At 58.8% G+C, this 19091-nt stretch carries 19 protein-coding genes and 1 pseudogene; 15 read left to right on the top strand and 5 right to left on the bottom strand.

The window, feature by feature from the left end; translation table 11 throughout:
- Positions 1–44: 44 nt before the first annotated feature.
- From ACP7BE_RS17920 to hisC, 10 genes are all read left to right on the top strand, one after another.
- On the top strand, positions 45–854 hold the full coding sequence (locus ACP7BE_RS17920) for an ATP-binding cassette domain-containing protein (RefSeq protein ID WP_095001145.1): 810 nt from the start codon (positions 45–47) through the stop codon (positions 852–854).
- Positions 854–1651 carry a lipid asymmetry maintenance ABC transporter permease subunit MlaE gene (gene mlaE, locus ACP7BE_RS17915; RefSeq protein ID WP_095001146.1) on the top strand — a complete coding sequence of 266 codons (798 nt, stop codon included), beginning with the start codon at positions 854–856 and terminating at the stop codon, positions 1649–1651. The genes ACP7BE_RS17920 and mlaE overlap by 1 nt, the downstream gene beginning before the upstream one ends.
- Complete coding sequence (gene mlaD, locus ACP7BE_RS17910) at positions 1651–2118, top strand: outer membrane lipid asymmetry maintenance protein MlaD (RefSeq protein ID WP_095018238.1); 468 nt, start codon at positions 1651–1653, stop codon at positions 2116–2118. The genes mlaE and mlaD overlap by 1 nt, the downstream gene beginning before the upstream one ends.
- Positions 2119–2129: 11 nt before the next feature.
- Entirely contained in the window at positions 2130–2789 is a 660-nt protein-coding gene (locus ACP7BE_RS17905; RefSeq protein ID WP_095001148.1) for an MlaC/ttg2D family ABC transporter substrate-binding protein, read from the top strand.
- Complete coding sequence (locus tag ACP7BE_RS17900) at positions 2786–3091, top strand: STAS domain-containing protein (protein WP_095001149.1); 306 nt, start codon at positions 2786–2788, stop codon at positions 3089–3091. Before ACP7BE_RS17905 ends, ACP7BE_RS17900 begins: the two co-directional genes overlap by 4 nt.
- Positions 3092–3206: 115 nt before the next feature.
- Entirely contained in the window at positions 3207–3446 is a 240-nt protein-coding gene (locus ACP7BE_RS17895) for a BolA family protein (RefSeq protein ID WP_003439919.1), read from the top strand.
- Between the two features lie 31 nt (positions 3447–3477).
- Positions 3478–4743: a UDP-N-acetylglucosamine 1-carboxyvinyltransferase gene (gene murA, locus ACP7BE_RS17890; protein ID WP_095001150.1), complete on the top strand. Its 1266-nt coding sequence runs from the start codon at positions 3478–3480 to the stop codon at positions 4741–4743.
- Positions 4744–4924: 181 nt separating this feature from the next.
- Complete coding sequence (hisG, locus tag ACP7BE_RS17885) at positions 4925–5560, top strand: ATP phosphoribosyltransferase (RefSeq protein WP_426106708.1); 636 nt, start codon at positions 4925–4927, stop codon at positions 5558–5560.
- A gap of 148 nt (positions 5561–5708) precedes the next feature.
- Positions 5709–7031, top strand: coding sequence for a histidinol dehydrogenase (gene hisD, locus ACP7BE_RS17880; protein WP_095001151.1), 1323 nt, complete (start codon positions 5709–5711; stop codon positions 7029–7031).
- Positions 7032–7036: 5 nt separating this feature from the next.
- Entirely contained in the window at positions 7037–8089 is a 1053-nt protein-coding gene (hisC, locus tag ACP7BE_RS17875) for a histidinol-phosphate transaminase (protein WP_095024927.1), read from the top strand.
- A 42-nt stretch (positions 8090–8131) separates the two neighbouring features.
- Here the strand turns inward: hisC and algW are convergent, their stop codons facing one another.
- On the bottom strand, positions 8132–9286 hold the full coding sequence (gene algW / locus ACP7BE_RS17870) for a Do family serine endopeptidase AlgW (RefSeq protein ID WP_095001153.1): 1155 nt from the start codon (positions 9284–9286) through the stop codon (positions 8132–8134).
- Between the two features lie 100 nt (positions 9287–9386).
- Between algW and ACP7BE_RS17865 the strand changes: the two genes are divergently transcribed.
- The 3 genes from ACP7BE_RS17865 (at position 9387) to cysN (ending at position 13218) form a co-directional block, all read left to right on the top strand.
- Positions 9387–10145 (top strand): Nif3-like dinuclear metal center hexameric protein, encoded by a 759-nt coding sequence (locus ACP7BE_RS17865; RefSeq protein ID WP_095001154.1) that lies wholly within the window; start codon positions 9387–9389, stop codon positions 10143–10145.
- A gap of 247 nt (positions 10146–10392) precedes the next feature.
- Positions 10393–11310, top strand: a complete 918-nt coding sequence (gene cysD / locus ACP7BE_RS17860; protein WP_095001155.1) for a sulfate adenylyltransferase subunit CysD — start codon at positions 10393–10395, stop codon at positions 11308–11310.
- A gap of 9 nt (positions 11311–11319) precedes the next feature.
- The gene (gene cysN / locus ACP7BE_RS17855; RefSeq protein WP_095018236.1) at positions 11320–13218 is read left to right on the top strand and encodes a sulfate adenylyltransferase subunit CysN; all 1899 of its coding nucleotides are present in this window, start codon (positions 11320–11322) and stop codon (positions 13216–13218) included.
- A gap of 180 nt (positions 13219–13398) precedes the next feature.
- On the opposite strand, the gene ACP7BE_RS17850 is transcribed toward cysN, so the two are convergent.
- The 3 genes and pseudogenes from ACP7BE_RS17850 to ACP7BE_RS17840 form a co-directional block, all read right to left on the bottom strand.
- A complete protein-coding gene (locus ACP7BE_RS17850) occupies positions 13399–14304 on the bottom strand; it encodes an acyltransferase (RefSeq protein WP_426106703.1) in 906 nt (301 codons plus the stop codon).
- A complete protein-coding gene (pta, locus tag ACP7BE_RS17845) occupies positions 14305–16404 on the bottom strand; it encodes a phosphate acetyltransferase (RefSeq protein WP_095023071.1) in 2100 nt (699 codons plus the stop codon).
- 60 nt (positions 16405–16464) lie between these two features.
- Positions 16465–16772, bottom strand: a pseudogene (locus ACP7BE_RS17840) (DUF3565 domain-containing protein).
- On the opposite strand from ACP7BE_RS17840, the gene ACP7BE_RS17835 reads away from it, so the two are divergent.
- The gene (locus ACP7BE_RS17835) at positions 16771–17256 is read left to right on the top strand and encodes an FKBP-type peptidyl-prolyl cis-trans isomerase (RefSeq protein ID WP_095001159.1); all 486 of its coding nucleotides are present in this window, start codon (positions 16771–16773) and stop codon (positions 17254–17256) included. The pseudogene ACP7BE_RS17840 and the gene ACP7BE_RS17835 sit on opposite strands and share 2 nt — an antisense overlap.
- A 135-nt stretch (positions 17257–17391) precedes the next feature.
- Positions 17392–17874 (top strand): glutathione peroxidase, encoded by a 483-nt coding sequence (locus ACP7BE_RS17830; RefSeq protein ID WP_095001160.1) that lies wholly within the window; start codon positions 17392–17394, stop codon positions 17872–17874.
- Here ACP7BE_RS17830 and ACP7BE_RS17825 read toward each other — a convergent pair.
- A complete protein-coding gene (locus ACP7BE_RS17825) occupies positions 17871–19061 on the bottom strand; it encodes a glycosyltransferase family 4 protein (RefSeq protein ID WP_426106700.1) in 1191 nt (396 codons plus the stop codon). The two genes, ACP7BE_RS17830 and ACP7BE_RS17825, sit on opposite strands and share 4 nt — an antisense overlap.
- Positions 19062–19091: the final 30 nt, after the last annotated feature.

Genomic DNA, 19091 nt, shown 5'->3' with positions numbered 1-19091 from the left:
TGGTGTCCGGGTGAGAGGCAGAGGCTGCATCGCAAGGAGTTTAGATGAGCGCCGATAACGCCTACGCGGTCGAGCTGAAGGGAGTGTCCTTCAAGCGCGGTACGCGCAGCATCTTCAATAATGTCGATATTCGCATCCCGCGTGGCAAGGTCACGGGGATCATGGGGCCGTCTGGCTGCGGCAAGACCACACTGTTGCGCCTGATGGGCATGCAACTGCGTCCCAACAGCGGCGAAGTGTGGGTCAACAATCAAAACCTGCCGGCCCTGTCGCGCAGTGATTTGTTTGATGCCCGCAAGCATATGGGCGTGTTGTTTCAGAGCGGTGCGCTTTTTACCGATCTGGACGTGTTCGAGAACGTTGCTTTCCCGTTGCGGGTGCATACCGAGCTGCCGGAAGAAATGATCCGTGACATCGTGCTGCTTAAATTGCAGGCGGTGGGCTTGCGCGGAGCTATCGACCTGATGCCCGACGAGTTGTCCGGCGGCATGAAACGCCGGGTGGCGCTGGCGCGGGCGATTGCCCTGGATCCGCAGATCCTGATGTATGACGAACCCTTCGTGGGGCAGGATCCCATTGCAATGGGCGTGCTGGTACGCCTGATTCGTTTGCTCAATGATGCGCTGGGCATTACCAGTATCGTGGTTTCTCACGATCTGGCTGAAACTGCGAGCATTGCCGACTATCTATATGTAGTCGGCGATGGCCAGGTGCTGGGGCAGGGCACGCCCGAAGAATTGATGAACGCCGATAACCCGCGCATTCGCCAGTTCATGACCGGCGACCCGGATGGCCCGGTTCCGTTCCACTTTCCGGCGTCGGACTACCGAACCGATCTACTGGGGAAGCGCTGATGCGCAAGATGTCATTAATGAGCCGTATCGGTCTGTTCGGCCGGGCCGGGATCGACACCGTTGCGGTACTGGGGCGTTCGGCAGTGTTCCTGTTTCATGCACTGCTGGGGCGTGGCGGTATCGGGGGCGGGTTTGGTTTGCTGGTCAGGCAGCTGCATTCCGTTGGCGTCATGTCGCTGGTCATTATCGTGGTGTCCGGCATATTTATCGGCATGGTACTGGCACTGCAAGGCTTCAGTATCCTGTCCAGCTATGGTTCGGAGCAGGCAGTGGGGCAGATGGTGGCCCTGACCCTGTTGCGCGAACTGGGTCCCGTGGTTACCGCCTTGCTGTTCGCCGGGCGCGCAGGGTCGGCGCTGACGGCTGAAATCGGCAACATGAAATCGACCGAGCAGCTGTCCAGCCTGGAAATGATCGGTGTTGATCCGCTCAAGTACATCATTGCGCCGCGGTTGTGGGCCGGGTTTATCTCCCTGCCTGTGCTGGCGATGATTTTCAGCGTGGTCGGGATCTGGGGTGGTTCGTGGGTTGCCGTGGACTGGCTCGGTGTCTACGACGGCTCCTACTGGGCCAACATGCAAAACAGCGTAACCTTCAGTGGTGACGTAATTAACGGGATCATCAAAAGCATCGTGTTTGCCTTTGTGGTGACCTGGATTGCCGTGTTTCAAGGTTATGACTGTGAGCCCACCTCAGAGGGGATCAGCCGTGCCACTACCAAGACCGTGGTGTATGCCTCACTGGCAGTCCTCGGGCTGGACTTTATATTGACCGCCTTGATGTTTGGAGATTTCTGATGCAAAACCGCACCATGGAAATCGGTGTCGGCCTGTTCCTGCTGGCTGGCATCCTGGCTTTGCTGTTGCTTGCCTTGCGGGTCAGCGGGCTGTCCCCGACGGCGAGCACTGACACCTACAAGCTCTATGCCAATTTCGACAATATTGCCGGGCTGACCGTGCGCGCCAAAGTCACCATGGCTGGCGTGACCATCGGCAAGGTGACAGCAATCGACCTGGACCGTGACAACTACATGGCCCGCGTCACATTGCAGCTCGAAAAAGCGGTGGATAACCTGCCTGTGGATTCGACAGCGTCTATCCTCACAGCAGGCCTGCTGGGCGAGAAATACATCGGCATCAGCGTGGGTGGCGAAGACGCGACCCTCAAGGACGGCGGCACCATTCACGACACGCAGTCGTCGCTGGTTCTTGAAGACCTGATCGGTAAATTCCTGCTCAATACCGTTAGCAAAGACGCCAAATAAGGAGCTTCCAGATGATTTCTCTCTTGCGCCGTGGCCTGCTGGTAATACTGGCCGCAGCCCTTCCTCTGGTGGCGAACGCCGCGCCGGGGCAGTCGGCCCATGACATCGTTTCAGATACCACGACAAGGTTGCTGGCCGACCTGGCTGCCAACAAGGAGCAATACAAACAAAGCCCAAGCAAGTTCTATGATGCCCTGAACGAAATCGTCGGCCCTGCAGTAGATGTTGATGGCATCTCCAAAAGCATCATGACGGTCAAGTACTCGCGCAATGCAACGCCTGCCCAGATGCAGCGCTTTCAAGAGAACTTCAAGCGCAGCCTGATGCAGTTCTACGGCAATGCCTTGCTTGAGTTCAAGAATCAGGGCATCACCGTTGGCCCGGCCAAGGACGAAAGCGGCGATCGCACCAGTGTCGACATGACCGTCAAGGGTGACAACGGCGCCATTTATCCATTGTCCTATACCCTTAACAAGGTCAACGGCGAGTGGAAAGTGCGTAACGTGATCATCAATGGCATCAATATCGGCAAGCTGTTCCGCGATCAGTTCGCCGATGCCATGCAGCGCAACGGCAACAACCTGGATAAAACCATCGACAACTGGGCGGGTGAAGTGGCCAAGGCCAAGCAGACCACTGATGCGGCATCGCCCAAGGCAGCCGGGCAATGAGTGAAGCGGCCATAACCCTGGCCGGCGAGAGCGAGCTACGCCTTAGTGGCGTGCTCGATTATCAGACTGGCCCCCGTTTGCGCACAGAAGGTCAGGCCCTGATCAAAAAAGCCCTGGCCAAAGAGCTGGTGGTTGACTGCTCGGGCGTTACCAAATCGAGCAGCGTCGGTTTGTCGCTGCTGCTGTGTTATATCCGTGATGCCCAGGCCCTGAACAAGCCATTGAGCATTCGTGCCATGCCCGAAGACATGCGCGAAATCGCCCAGGTTTCGGGTGTGACCGAGCTGCTGGCACATCATTAATCGCCACATATAAATAAGCCCCCCTGTCAGAGTCCTGTTATGCGGGGTTCGCAGGCGCGGGGCTTTTTTGTATGATGGCCGACCCGTGCGCGTTAGGCGCCGATTGAGGTTGAGCATGCAGGCCGTAGAAGTGAAGAGCTTTCTTGAAGGAAAGCTGCCAGGAACCCAGGTAGAAGTTGAGGGCGAAGGCTGCAACTTTCAGTTGAACGTGATCAGTGACGAACTGGTGGCCCTGAGCCCGGTCAAACGTCAACAAAGCATCTATGCCCATTTGAACCCGTGGATCGCTGATGGCAGCATCCATGCGGTCACTATGAAATTCTTCAGCAGCGCGGCCTGGGCCGAGCGCACCTGAGCCCCCTGAGCCCATTGGCGTCGAGATTGTTATGGATAAATTGATTATTACCGGCGGTGCCCGCCTTGATGGCGAGATCCGCATTTCCGGGGCGAAGAACTCTGCCCTGCCGATCCTGGCAGCGACCCTGCTGTGCAATGGCCCGGTCACTGTAGCCAACCTGCCGCATTTGCATGACATCACCACCATGATCGAGCTGTTCGGTCGCATGGGCATTGAGCCGGTGATCGATGAAAAGCTCAGTGTCGAAATCAACCCGAACACCATCAAAACCCTGGTCGCGCCGTATGAGCTGGTGAAAACCATGCGCGCATCGATCCTGGTACTGGGTCCGATGGTTGCACGTTTCGGTTACGCTGAAGTTGCCTTGCCGGGCGGCTGCGCCATTGGCTCGCGTCCGGTTGACCTGCACATCCGCGGCCTTGAAGCCATGGGCGCAGTGATCGACGTTGAAGGTGGCTACATCAAGGCCAAGGCGCCTGAAGGCGGCTTGCGCGGTGCCAGCTTCTTCTTTGATACCGTCAGCGTGACCGGTACCGAGAACATCATGATGGCCGCAGCACTGGCCAACGGCCGCAGCGTATTGCAGAACTCTGCACGCGAGCCTGAAGTCGTCGACCTGGCCAACTTCCTGAACGCCATGGGCGCCAAGGTAAGCGGTGCTGGTACTGACACCATCACCATTGATGGCGTCAAAGAGCTGCATTCGGCGACTTACCGCGTCATGCCGGACCGTATTGAAACCGGTACTTACCTGGTAGCCGCTGCCGTCACCGGTGGCCGCGTGAAGGTCAAGGACACTGATCCGACCATCCTTGAAGCCGTCCTTGAGAAGCTCAAGGAAGCAGGCGCCGAGGTCACCACCGGTGAAGACTGGATCGAGCTGAACATGCACGGCAAACGCCCTAAAGCGGTGAACGTGCGTACTGCTCCGTACCCGGCGTTTCCGACCGACATGCAGGCGCAGTTCATCTCGCTCAACGCCATTGCCGAAGGCACGGGTGCAGTGATCGAGACGATCTTCGAAAACCGCTTCATGCACGTGTATGAACTGCACCGCATGGGCGCCAAGATCCAGGTTGAAGGCAACACTGCCATCGTGACCGGCACTGAAACCCTCAAGGGCGCGCCAGTAATGGCCACCGACCTGCGTGCTTCTGCCAGCCTGGTGATTTCGGCGCTGGTGGCGGAAGGCGATACCCTGATCGATCGCATCTACCACATAGACCGTGGTTACGAGTGCATCGAAGAAAAACTGCAAATGCTGGGCGCCAAAATCCGCCGCGTTCCGGGCTAGTTTTTGCTGTTTGGCATCATGGGCACAGGGATAGTGTCCAGCTGCCAGGTGACGTAACGGCCTGCAAGCGTTACCTTACCTGGCCTCGAATCGTTCAAGTCGAGCCTGATATCAGGCTCGATGCTTGTCCGGCGCCGATTGCGCACGGGCAAAAGTACCCTGATAAGGACTTACGTTTCCCATGTTGACCATTGCACTGTCCAAGGGCCGTATCCTTGACGACACCCTGCCGCTTCTGGCCGAAGCAGGCATTGTGCCGACCGAGAATCCGGACAAAAGCCGCAAGCTGATCATCCCGACCTCACAGCCTGACGTCCGCCTGCTGATCGTCCGTGCCACCGACGTGCCGACTTACGTTGAACATGGTGCCGCCGACCTCGGTGTGGCCGGTAAAGACGTGCTGATGGAGTACGGTGGCCAGGGCCTGTACGAGCCGCTGGACCTGCAGATTGCCCAGTGCAAGCTGATGACCGCCGGTGCCATTGGTGTCGCTGAACCCAAGGGCCGCCTGCGCGTTGCGACCAAGTTCGTCAACGTCGCCAAGCGTTACTACGCCGAACAGGGCCGTCAGGTCGACATCATCAAGCTGTATGGCTCGATGGAGCTGGCCCCCCTGATTGGTCTGGCCGACAAGATCATTGACGTGGTCGATACCGGCAACACCTTGCGTGCCAATGGCCTGGAACCCCAGGAATTCATTGCCGCCATCAGCTCCCGCCTGGTGGTTAACAAGGCTTCGATGAAAATGCAGCACGCCCGTATTCAAGCCCTGATCGATACCCTGCGCAAAGCAGTGGAATTTCGACACCGCGGCTGACTCACCTGCGCGGCTTCAGGTCGCGCCCATCTATCCGCGTAATAGCCAGAAATCTCAGGTACCCACGCGGATGGCTTGGTAGTCTTGTGGTGCCTGAGCTGCGCAAAACCCTTATTCCAAGCATTCGCCCATTACCGAGGCCCTCGCTATGACCGCTCCCACTGCAATTCGCCGACTCAACGCTGCTGACCCGGACTTCGCGCAGCATCTGGATCATCTGCTGAGCTGGGAAAGTGTGTCTGACGACTCGGTCAACCAGCGTGTGCTCGACATCATCAAGGCTGTGCGTGAGCGGGGCGATGCTGCCCTGGTTGAGTTCACCCAGCGCTTTGACGGGCTTGAAGTGGCCTCGATGGCTGACCTGATCCTGCCGCGCGAGCGCCTGGAACTGGCCCTGACCCGCATCACTGCGCCACAACGTGAAGCACTGGAAACAGCCGCACAGCGCGTGCGCAGCTACCACGAGAAACAGAAACAGGACTCCTGGAGCTACACCGAAGCCGATGGCACGGTGCTGGGCCAGAAAGTCACGCCGCTGGATCGTGCCGGTCTGTACGTACCGGGTGGCAAGGCGTCGTACCCTTCGTCGGTGCTGATGAACGCGATTCCGGCCAAGGTTGCCGGCGTGACCGAAGTGGTGATGGTCGTGCCGACCCCGCGTGGCGAAATCAATGAACTGGTGCTGGCTGCCGCCTGCATTGCGGGCGTTGACCGGGTGTTCACCATTGGTGGCGCACAAGCGGTTGCGGCATTGGCTTATGGCACCGAAAGCGTACCCAAAGTCGACAAGGTGGTAGGCCCGGGCAATATCTACGTCGCGACCGCCAAGCGTCATGTATTTGGCCAGGTAGGCATCGACATGATTGCCGGCCCTTCGGAGATCCTCGTCGTGTGCGACGGCCAGACCGACCCGGACTGGATTGCCATGGATCTGTTCTCCCAGGCCGAGCACGATGAAGACGCGCAAGCGATTCTGGTTAGCCCTGATGCCGAGTTCCTCGACAAGGTGGCGGCCAGCATCGCCAAACTGCTGCCGACCATGGAGCGGGCCGAAATCATCGAAACCTCGATCAATGGTCGTGGTGCGCTGATTCTGGTGAACGACATGCAGCAGGCTATCGACGTGGCCAACCGCATTGCTCCGGAACACCTGGAGCTATCGGTGGCAGACCCGCAAGCCTGGTTGCCGCAGATCCGCCACGCCGGTGCAATCTTTATGGGTCGTCACACCTCAGAGGCGCTGGGCGACTACTGCGCAGGGCCTAATCACGTACTGCCGACTTCCGGTACGGCGCGTTTTTCGTCACCGCTTGGCGTTTATGATTTCCAGAAGCGCTCCTCGATTATCTTCTGCTCCGAGCAGGGTGCTTCCGACCTGGGCAAAACCGCTTCGATTCTCGCTCGCGGCGAATCGCTGACCGGTCACGCCCGCAGTGCTGAATACCGCATCCTCGCCGACAAACAGGGGTAACAAGTATGAGCAAGTTCTGGAGCCCATTCGTTAAAGCCCTGGTGCCTTATGTGCCGGGTGAACAACCGAAGCTGACCAAACTGGTCAAGCTCAACACCAACGAAAACCCCTATGGGCCTTCGCCTAAAGCGCTGGCAGCGATGCAGGCCGAAATCAATGACAACCTGCGTTTATACCCCGACCCGAACAGCGACCTGCTTAAGCAGGCGGTGGCCGAGTATTACGGTGTGCAGACCAATCAGGTGTTTTTGGGCAACGGCTCGGACGAAGTGCTGGCCCATGTTTTCAATGGCCTGTTCCAGCACGACAAACCGCTGCTGTTTCCGGATATAAGTTACAGTTTTTATCCGGTTTACTGCGGCCTGTATGGCATCGAGTTTGACGCCATAGCACTGGATGAGCAGTTCCAGATCCAGCCTGCGGACTACACCCGGGCCAATGGCGGGATCATCTTCCCCAACCCCAATGCACCGACCGGTTGCCTGCTGGCGCTGGAGGCCATCGAACAGATCCTCAAGGCCAACCCTGATTCGGTGGTCGTGGTGGATGAAGCGTATATCGACTTTGGCGGCGAAACGGCCATCAGCCTGGTGGACCGTTATCCGAACCTGCTGGTCACCCAGACCCTGTCCAAGTCGCGCTCCCTGGCCGGTTTGCGTGTCGGCCTGGCGGTGGGCCATCCGGATCTGATCGAAGCGCTGGAGCGAATCAAGAACAGCTTCAACTCCTATCCGCTTGATCGTATCGCCATTGTTGGCGCAGCGGCAGCGTTTGCCGACCGCGAATATTTCGAACAGACCTGCCAGTGGGTGATCGACAGTCGCGAGCAAGTGGTCGCGCAGTTGCAGGCGCTGGGCTTTGAAGTGCTGCCATCGGCCGCGAACTTTATCTTCGCCCGTCACCCGGAACACGATGCGGCGGCGTTGGCGGCCAAGTTGCGTGATCAGGGGGTGATCGTGCGTCACTTCAAGCAACTGCGCATTGCCCAGTTCCTGCGCATCAGCATCGGCACGCCGGAGCAGAATGCGGCGTTGATTGAAGGGTTGTCAGACTTGTAACCGCTGCCCTCTCCCGGAGGGAGAGGGCTGGGGTGAGGGTTTTCAGTCGTTCTGCGGCGGCTGCTCTTGCGGCGGTCGCAGGCCCACTGCGGCGGTGAGCTTGAGCTCTTTGCCGTTGCGCATGACCTGTATGGTGATTTTGTCCGAAGGTTTGATCCGCGCCACCTGATTCATCGAACGACGGCCATCGCTGGCGGGTTCGCCATCAATGCTCAGAATCACGTCTCCCAGTTGCAAACCGGCTTTTTGCGCCGGGCCATCACGGAAAATCCCCGCCACAACAATTCCCGGACGACCACTGAGGCCAAACGACTCGGCCAGCTCCTGGGTCAACGGCTGCACTTCAATGCCCAGCCAGCCGCGAATCACCTGGCCGTGCTCGATGATCGACTTCATGACTTCCATGGCCAGATTGATCGGGATCGCAAAACCGATGCCCTGTGAGCCGCCGGACTTGGAGAAAATCGCGGTGTTGATGCCGGTCAGGTTACCGTTGGCATCCACCAGCGCGCCGCCCGAGTTACCCGGGTTGATCGCGGCATCCGTCTGGATAAAGTCTTCGTAGTTGTTCAGGCCCAACTGGTTGCGCCCGGTGGCACTGATAATGCCCATGGTGGTGGTCTGGCCAACGCCAAACGGGTTGCCGATCGCCAGGGCGATATCACCGATGCGCAGGGTGTCCGAGCGGCCGATGGTAATTGCAGGCAGGTTTTTCAGGTCGATCTTCAGTACTGCCAGGTCCGTTTCCGGGTCGCTACCAATAACCCGTGCATGTGTTTCGCGGCCGTCCTTGAGTGCCACCACAATCTGGTCGGCACCTGCGACTACATGGTTATTGGTCAGTAAATAGCCCTCGGGGCTCATCAGCACTGCCGAACCGAGGCTGGACTCCATGCGTCGCTGCTTGGGTTCGTTGTTGCCGAAAAAGTGACGGAACTGCGGGTCTTCAAACAATGGGCGGGCGTTTTTGTTCACCACCTTGGTGGTGTACAAGTTGGCCACGGCAGGCGCGGCGCGCACCACTGCATCGGCGTAGGTCACGGGACCCTGCTGCATGTAACTGGTTTGCGGGGCTTGTTGCAGATTAACGTCCAGGCTCGGCAGCCCAACCCATTGCGGGTAACGCTGAATAATCAGCAAAGCGATAAGCACGCCAGCCAGCAACGGCCAGCCAAAGAAACGCAAAGCCTTAAACATTGAACTCAGTCCTGAAGGTTGCAGAGCCATTCTGACGGCCCATAATGACGCCATTATACGAGGGCCGCCCGGCTCTGAACGCTATATTTAGGAGTCTTTTATGGCTGTCTCCCTGAGCACGCTGGTAGAAGAGGCAAATCGTTACCTCAACTGTGCCGCCATCGGCGATTACTGCCCCAATGGCTTGCAAGTCGAAGGCCGCCCGCAGGTGATGCGTATAGTCAGTGGCGTGACCGCCAGCCAGGCATTGCTGGATGCCGCAGTCGAGGCCCAGGCTGATCTGGTGCTGGTGCATCACGGCTACTTCTGGAAAGGCGAAGACCCGTGCGTTACCGGTATGAAGCAGCGCCGCCTGAAAACCCTGCTCAAGCACGATATCAGCCTGCTGGCCTACCACTTGCCGCTGGATCTGCATCCTGAAGTGGGCAACAACGTGCAATTGGCCCGGCAGCTGGATATCACCGTCGAAGGTCCGCTGGAACCGGGCAATTCGAAAGTGGTGGGGCTGGTGGGTTCCTTGGCCGAGCCTGTAACGGCCCGCGATTTTGCCCGCCGTGTGCAAGAAGCGCTGGGCCGTGAGCCGTTGCTGATTGAAGGCAGCGAAATGATCCGCCGCGTGGGCTGGTGTACCGGTGGCGGGCAGGGCTTTATCGATCAGGCGGTACAGGCGGGGGTTGATCTGTACCTGAGTGGCGAAGCGTCAGAGCAGACTTTCCATAGTGCCAGGGAAAACGACATCAGCTTTATTGCCGCAGGCCATCACGCCACCGAACGTTATGGCGTGCAAGCCCTGGGGGATTACCTAGCGCGGCGCTTTGCTCTGGAACACCTGTTTATCGATTGCCCGAATCCGATCTGAGCATTGGAGTTGAACCCTGTGGGAGCGGGCTTGCTCGCGATCGAATCAACGCGTTCTTGCTGTATAACCGCATTGCCTGCATCGCGAGCAAGCCCGCTCCCACATGGAGTAATCGCCCAAACTCCGAGGTCTATTCTTAGACCGTTTCGATCTAGTTGGCGCCATCTATAGAAGAGGGTGCTGTGCTAGCATTCGCCCCTCGAACACGGCCCGCAGGCCGTTCATAAGATAGCTTTCGTGAGTAGCCATGGTCGACAAACTGACGCACCTGAAACAGCTGGAGGCGGAAAGCATCCACATCATCCGCGAGGTGGCCGCCGAGTTCGATAACCCGGTGATGCTGTACTCGATCGGTAAAGATTCCGCCGTGATGCTGCACCTTGCTCGCAAGGCGTTTTTCCCTGGCAAGCTGCCGTTTCCGGTGATGCATGTCGACACCCAGTGGAAATTCCAGGAGATGTACAGCTTTCGCGACAAGATGGTCGCCGAGCTGGGCCTGGACCTGATCACTCACGTCAACCCGGACGGCGTGGCACAAGGGATTAACCCTTTCACCCACGGCAGCGCCAAGCATACCGATATCATGAAGACCGAGGGCCTGAAGCAGGCTCTGGACAAATACGGTTTTGATGCCGCCTTTGGTGGTGCGCGTCGCGATGAAGAAAAATCCCGTGCCAAAGAGCGCGTGTATTCCTTCCGTGACAGCAAGCACCGCTGGGACCCGAAAAATCAGCGGCCCGAGTTGTGGAACGTCTACAACGGCAACGTCAACAAGGGCGAATCGATTCGCGTGTTCCCGTTGTCGAACTGGACCGAGCTGGATATCTGGCAGTACATCTACCTCGAAGGCATCCCGATTGTGCCGCTGTACTTCGCCGCAGAACGCGAAGTGATCGAGAAGAACGGCACGCTGATCATGATCGACGACGAGCGCATCCTTGAGCACCTGTCTGATGAAGACAAGGCGCGTATCGTCAAGAAAAAGGTCCGTTTCCGGACGCTTGGCTGCTACCCGCTGACCGGCGCGGTGGAGTCCGAGGCTGAAACCCTGACCGACATCATCCAGGAAATGCTCCTGACGCGAACTTCCGAGCGCCAGGGCCGAGTCATCGACCACGATGGCGCAGGCTCGATGGAAGATAAAAAACGTCAAGGTTATTTCTAAGGGGTTGTCATGTCGCACGTATCTGATTTGATCAGCGAGGACATCCTCGCCTACCTGGGCCAGCACGAACGCAAAGAAATGCTGCGTTTCCTGACCTGTGGCAACGTCGACGACGGCAAGAGCACCCTGATCGGGCGCTTGCTGCACGACTCCAAGATGATCTACGAAGACCATCTGGAAGCCATTACCCGCGACTCGAAAAAAAGCGGTACCACGGGCGACGATATCGACCTGGCGCTGCTGGTAGACGGCCTGCAAGCTGAGCGCGAGCAGGGTATTACCATCGACGTGGCTTATCGTTATTTCTCCACCGCCAAGCGCAAATTCATCATTGCCGACACCCCTGGCCATGAGCAGTACACCCGCAACATGGCCACCGGTGCATCGACCTGTGACCTGGCGATCATTCTGGTGGATGCCCGTTACGGCGTGCAGACCCAGACCCGTCGCCACAGCTTTATTGCTTCGTTGCTGGGCATCAAGCATATCGTCGTGGCCATCAACAAGATGGACCTCAAGGGTTTCGACGAGGGTGTGTTCGAGTCGATCAAGGCCGACTACCTGAAGTTCGCCGAAGGCTTGAAGATGAAGCCTACCAGCCTGCACTTTGTGCCGATGTCCGCCCTTAAAGGCGACAACGTGGTGAACAAGTCCGAGCGCTCGCCGTGGTACACCGGCCAGTCGCTGATGGAAATCCTCGAAACCGTGGAAGTGGCGGCCGACCGCAACCTCACCGACCTGCGCTTCCCGGTGCAGTACGTGAACCGTCCGAACCTGAACTTCCGTGGTTTTGCCGGTACCCTGGCCAGCGGCATCGTGCACAAGGGCGATGAAATCGTCGTATTGCCGTCGGGCAAGAGCAGCCGGGTCAAATCCATCGTCACCTTTGAAGGTGAGCTGGAACACGCAGGCCCGGGCCAGGCAGTTACGCTGACCATGGAAGACGAGATCGACATCTCCCGTGGCGACCTGTTGGTGCATGCTGACAATGTGCCGCTGGTGACTGACAACTTCGAAGCCATGCTGGTGTGGATGGCTGAAGAGCCGATGCTGCCGGGCAAGAAGTACGACATCAAGCGCGCCACCAGCTATGTACCGGGTTCGATTGCCAGCATCGTCAACAAGGTCGATGTGAACACCCTGGAAGAGGGCCCGGCCAGCGCCTTGCAACTGAACGAGATCGGCAAGGTCAAGATCAGCCTCGACGCACCGATCGCCCTGGATGGCTACGCCAGCAACCGCACCACCGGTTCGTTTATCATCATCGACCGTTTGACCAATGGCACTGTCGGTGCCGGGATGATCGTTGCACAGCCGTTGAGTCATGGCAGCGCGACCCATCATGGTAAATTGGCGCATGTGGCGGTTGAAGAGCGTGCCCAGCGCTTTGGCCAGCAACCCGCCACAGTGCTGTTCAGCGGCCTGTCCGGCGCCGGCAAGAGCACTCTGGCCTATGCTGTTGAGCGCAAGCTGTTCGACATGGGCCGTGCGGTGTTTGTACTCGATGGTCAGAACCTGCGCCATGACCTGAACAAGGGGCTGCCACAGGATCGTGCCGGTCGTACGGAAAACTGGCGTCGTGCCGCTCACGTGGCGCGTCAGTTTAACGAAGCGGGCTTGCTGACATTGGCCGCGTTCGTGGCACCGGATGCCGAAGGCCGTGAACAGGCGAAGGCGCTGATCGGCAGCGACCGTCTGCTTACCGTGTATGTGCAGGCATCCCCGGCCGTATGCGCCGAGCGAGACCCGCAAGGTTTGTATGCGGCGGGTGGCGACAATATTCCGGGTGAGTCCTTCCCGTATGACGTGCCGTTGAATGCCGACCTGGTGGTCGACACGCAAACGCTGTCACTGGAAGAAAGCGTCAAGCAGGTGCTGGACCTGTTGCGTCAACGCGGCGCAATTTAAGCCGCACTAAAAAGCCCGCCACCGAGTGATCGGTGGCGGGCTTTTTGTTGGGCGCTGTATTTTTCCCCAGCCCTCTCCCGAGGGAGAGGGAGCTGATTTGTGGTGTTGTACAGGTCTGCTTTTGCCTTTAGTCCCCTCTCCCTTTGGGAGAGGGTTAGGGTGAGGGGCTTTTGATCTTCTTCACTGTGCCGGATAGTCCCGATGCAACTGCTCCAGCAAGCGGTCCTTCTCTTCCCAGAGCTGGTTGATCCAGCCCTGGAACGCCAGGCGGTACTCCGGGTCCTGGTCGTAGTTCTTGCCCAGGAATTCATCGGGTATTTGCAGCTCTTCAAACACCACGACCACGTCTTTCACATTGCCGCACAACAAGTCCCAGTACCCCGGACGCCCGCCCGGGTAGTGGATGGTCACGTTGACGATTGATTTCAGCTGTTCGCCCATCGCGTCCAGGACGAAGGCGATACCGCCGGCCTTGGGCTTGAGCAGGTAGCGAAACGGCGAGTTCTGTTGCGCATGCTTGGCTTCGGTGAAGCGCGTGCCTTCGACGAAGTTGAAGATGCCCACCGACTGGTTCTTGAATTTGGCGCAGGTCTTGCGCGTGGTTGCCAGATCAGCACCTTTCTTTTCCGGATGTTTGGCCAGGTACGCCTTCGAATAGCGTTTCATAAACGGAAAGCCCAGTGCCCACCACGCCAGGCCAATCACCGGAACCCAGATCAGTTCCTGTTTAAGGAAGAACTTCAGCGGACGGATGCGTTTGTTAAGCACATATTGAAGCACCATGATGTCAACCCAGCTCTGGTGGTTGCTGGTCACCAGATACGAGTGCTCATAGTCCAGCCCTTCAAGGCCTTTGATATGCCAGCGGGTCTTGCGTATCAGGTCCATCCAGCGGTTGTTGTTGCCGACCCAGGCTTCGTGGATCCGGCGCATCAATTCGTCGGTCAGCCGTTGCGCCGCCGGGAACGGCAGGCACAGCTTGAAAATCGCGACGATAAACAACGGCGTGCAACACAGGATGGTGTTGATCGCCAGCAGCAGTGAAGCGATGACGCCGCGTATCGGCGCAGGCAGAAAGTCCAGCATTTACACATCCATAGGTCGGTTGGCGGCTTGAATCGCCGTAAGGGCGATGGTGTAGACGATATCGTCCACTTGTGCGCCGCGAGGCAGATCGTTTACCGGTTTGCGCAGGCCCTGCAGCATCGGCCCCAGGCTGACGCAGTCGGCGCTGCGCTGTACGGCTTTGTGCGTGGTGTTGCCGGTATTGAGGTCGGGGAACACAAATACCGTAGCCCGGCCCGCCACCTGGCTGTTGGGCGCCAGTTGCCTGGCCACCACTTCGTTGGCTGCTGCGTCGTATTGCAACGGGCCGTCGATCAGCAGCGCATGTTGCGCTTCGTGCGCCAGAAGGGTGGCTTCGCGGACTTTTTCGACTTCTTCACCACTGGCCGATTCGCCGCTGGAATAGCTGATCATGGCTACCCGTGGCGTGATGCCGAAGGCAGCGGCAGAGTCGGCACTTTGCAGGGCGATCTCAGCCAGTTCACTGGCGCTGGGGTGCGGGTTCATGACGCAGTCGCCATACACCAGCACCTGCTCGGGGAACAGCATAAAGAACACCGATGACACCAGCGTACAGCCCGGGGCGGTTTTGATCAGTTGCAGGGCAGGGCGGATGGTGTTGGCGGTGGAATGAATCACCCCGGATACCAGACCGTCGACCTCATCCAGAGCCAGCATCATGGTGCCAATCACTACCGGGTCTTCCAGTTGTTGCTCGGCCATCGGCGCGTTGAGGCTTTTGGTTTTGCGCAGGGCCACCATCGGTTCGACGTACCGGCCGCGGATCAGGTCCGGGTCAAGAATCTCCAGTCCTTCGGGCAGTTCAAAACCGTGGGCCTTGGCCACTGCCTGGACTTCTTCGGGCTTGGCCAGCAATACACAACGGGCGATACCGCGTGCCTGGCAAATGGCCGCAGCCTGTACGGTCAGGGGTTCGCTGCCTTCGGGCAGGACAATGCGCTTGTTGGCCTGCTGGGCACGCTGGATCAACTGATAGCGAAAAACTGCAGGGGTGAGGCGCATTTCGCGGGGTGTACCGCAGCGCTGGTGCAGCCAGTGGGCATCTAGGTGGCTGGCGACGAAATCAGTGATGATTTCCGCGCGCTCGCGGTCATCGATGGGAATTTCCTTGTTCAGGCCGTTGAGACGGTTGGCGGTGTCGTACGAGCCGGTACTCACCGACAGCACCGGCAGCCCGGCCTGCAGGGCGCCACGGCAGAGTTCCATCAGGCGTGGGTCGGGCTGGGTGTCGCTGGTCAGCAGCAGGCCGGCCAGCGGGACGCCGTTCATGGCAGCGAGGCTCACGGCCAGGATAATGTCGTCGCGATCTCCCGGGGTAACCACCAGCACGCCCGGTTTGAGCAGTTGCAGGGTGTTGAGCACCGTGCGTGCGCAGAGGATGATTTTCGACATGCGACGGGTTTCATAGTCCCCGGCATTGAGCACCTGGGCTCCCAGCAATTCGGCCACATCGCGGGTGCGTGGAGCATTCAGCTCGGGCTGAAAGGGAATGCAGCCCAGTAACTTGAAATCACCACTGCGCAGCAGCGGCGAATGCTCTTTGAGGCGTGCCGCAAAAGCGTCCATGCTTTCGTCGGTGCGCACCTTGTTGAGGATCACGCCCAGCACTTTCGGGTCTTTTGGCCCGCCAAACAGCTGGGCCTGCAACTCCACCCGACCCGACAGCTCGGTCAGCACTTCGTTTTCCGGGGCCGAGACCAGGATCACTTCAGCATCCAGGCTCTTGGCCAGGTGCAGGTTGACCCGTGCCGCGTAGCTGGCCGTGCGGGTGGGCACCATGCCTTCGACAATCAGCACGTCCTTGCCGATGGCCGCTTGTTGATAGAGGTTGATGATTTCTTCGAGCAACTCATCGAGCTGGCCGTCACCCAGCATGCGCTCGACATGGGCCAGGCCCAGCGGGGTAGGCGGCTTGAGGCCGTGGGTGCGGGCCACCAGTTCAGTGGAGCGCTCCGGCCCCAAATCCCCCGGGTGCGGCTGGGCAATGGGCTTGAAAAACCCGACTTTAAGCCCGGCGCGCTCAAGAGTGCGAACCAGGCCCAGGCTAATGGATGTCAGACCCACACCAAAATCGGTGGGCGCGATAAAGAAAGTTTGCATGCGAGCTTCCTGACGTGGCAGTGCAAGGGCAACACCCTTTAAACGGGGCTTGTGCCTGAATCAATTGCCAAGATTAGCGCTATCCGCCTCTTGAGCACACCAGCCACAGGCAAAGGGCTGGCCTATTTTGGCCTGGCGTTGCCCGGGATCAAGCACCCACGGCCGGGATTGCCAGGGCGGTTGATGGCGCTGGTGCTGTGTGTGGCCACAGGAGAGCACGGCAACCCAGTGCTGCTCCTCATCCTGACGCCAGCCAATGATCGTTGAAGTTTTCAAAATTATCCGTTGGTCTTGGTTGTGTTCGCTTTCGGGCGATTGCTTGGTTAAACTTGCGAACTCATTATTTTTTGCAAAAGGTCTCGCCCCATGACGATCGCCGCTAACAAGGCTGTCTCCATCGACTATACCCTGACCAACGACGCTGGTGAGGTCATCGACAGCTCCGCCGGCGGCGCGCCGCTGGTTTACCTGCAAGGCGCTGGCAACATCATCCCGGGTCTGGAAAAGGCTCTGGTTGGCAAGGCCGTCGGTGACGAGCTGGACGTTACCGTTGAGCCGGAAGACGCGTACGGCGAGTACTCCGCCGAACTGGTCAGCACCTTGAGCAGCAGCATGTTCGAAGGCGTTGACCAACTGGAAGTTGGCATGCAGTTCCACGCTTCGGCGCCGGACGGCCAAATGCAGATCGTGACCATCCGTGACCTGGACGGCGACGACGTGACTGTAGACGGTAACCACCCACTGGCTGGTCAGCGTCTGAACTTCAAGGTCAAGGTTGTGGCCATCCGTGACGCGAGCGAAGAAGAAATCGCTCACGGCCACGTACACGGTGAAGGCGGTCATCAGCACTGACAAGTGCTGCTACGCTCACATGAGAGCTAGCCAGGAAAGGCGCCTACGGGCGCCTTTTTGCATCCTGGATTATGAGGGCAATCGGCAGGCTGAACGATTGTTTGAATGTGGATACGGGAATTTTTGGAGTCCGTCATGAGTGCATTTCACGAACTTACCCTGGACGCGCTGGATGGCAAGCCGCTGCCGCTGGAGACTTTTAAAGGCAAAGTGGTGCTGGTAGTGAATGTCGCCTCCAAGTGCGGTTTGACCCCTCAGTACGCAGCCCTGGAAAACCTCTACCAGCAATTCAAGGGCAAGGGCTTCAGCGTTCTAGGCGTGCCATGCAATCAGTTCGCCGGGCAGGAACCGGGGAGCGAGCAGGATATCCAGGCATTTTGCAGCCTCAACTACGGCGTCACTTTTCCTCTGAGCAGCAAGCTTGAGGTCAACGGGCCTGACCGCCATCAGCTTTATCGGTTGCTGGCAGGCGAGGGCGCCGAATTTGAAGGGGAAATTACCTGGAACTTCGAGAAGTTTCTGGTTGGCAAGGATGGCCGGGTATTGGCGCGTTTCTCACCGCGTACCGCCCCAGACGATGCCACGGTCATTCAGGCCATTGAGAAGTCCCTGGCCTAAGGCTTTTTTACGGTCATCGGAATCGGCACCGGGGCTGCGTATTCGCGGCCCTGGCGAGCCTGCTGCAACTGGTTTTCGAACTGCTCGACAATCCCCGTCCAGCTTTGCCGACTGGCATGGCGACGGGCATTGAGGCGCAGGGTGCGCAAGGTTTCCGGGTCATCAAGCAGCCAGCAGGCGGCTTCGATCCAGGCGTATTCATCCCCCGGCATGGCCAGTACGCCGTTGTAGCCATGACGAATATGCAAGCCGGCAGCAGCCTCGTCATAGGCCACCACTCCCAGGCCTGAAGCCTGGGCTTCGAGCACCACGTTGCCGAAAGTTTCGCTCAGGCTGGGAAACAAAAACACATCACCGGATGCGTAATGGCACGCTAGCGCTTCGCCAGACTGCTGCCCGCAAAAAATGGCCTCAGGCAACGAGGCTTCCAGTGAGGCACGTTTTGAGCCGTTGCCCACCACGATCAATTTGAAGCGGCGTGCGGGATAACGGGCTTGTAGTTCATCGAAACAGCGCTTGAGTGCGTCCAGATTTTTTTCCGGTGCCAAGCGTCCTACATACAACAGGGCAATATCGTTTTCTCTGAGCCCCCAACTCTGGCGCAAGGCATTCTGACGTTTTGCCGGGCTGAACAGCTGGCTATCGACGCCACGGGGCAGCAGCTCCAGGCGTTCAAAATGCCTGCGCTCAAGCTCGACGCGTTGGCTGGCACTGGGCACCAGTGTCATTGCCGAGCGGTTGTGAAACCCGCGCAGGTAGTGAGTCAGCGCCCGGGTAAACAGGGTCAGGCCATGCTGGCGCAAGTACTGCTGAAAATTGGTATGAAAGCCGGTGACCGCGGTAATGCCGAGGCGTCGGGCAACCCTGAGTGCGCACAGCCCCAGGGGCCCCTCTGTGGCGATATAAACCACGTCAGGGGGGTGCTGGCACCAGCGCCTGGTCAGGCGATGGGTGGAGGTCAGGCCCCATTGCAGGCCTGGATAACCGGGCAGCGGCCAACCGCGGCAGAGCATCAGGTCGTCGCTGCTGCGCTGGTTGCCATCGGCGCTCTGGCGTGGGCGTATCAGTTGCACGCGGTGGTTGCGGGCGCGCAAGCCATCGCACAGGTGGCCAAGGGTATTGGCCACGCCATTGATTTCAGGGGCGAAGGTTTCGGTAACAAGTGCGATATGAAGGACTGTGGTCATGACCCCAGTGTGCGTTGGGGTCATGACGTC

It is taken from the genome of Pseudomonas sp. TWR1-1-3, assembly GCF_049896805.1.
GTDB lineage: Bacteria > Pseudomonadota > Gammaproteobacteria > Pseudomonadales > Pseudomonadaceae > Aquipseudomonas > Aquipseudomonas bubulae.
The sequence above is the reverse complement of the archived record's forward strand: the minus strand, read 5'-3'. Positions and strand labels throughout refer to the sequence as shown.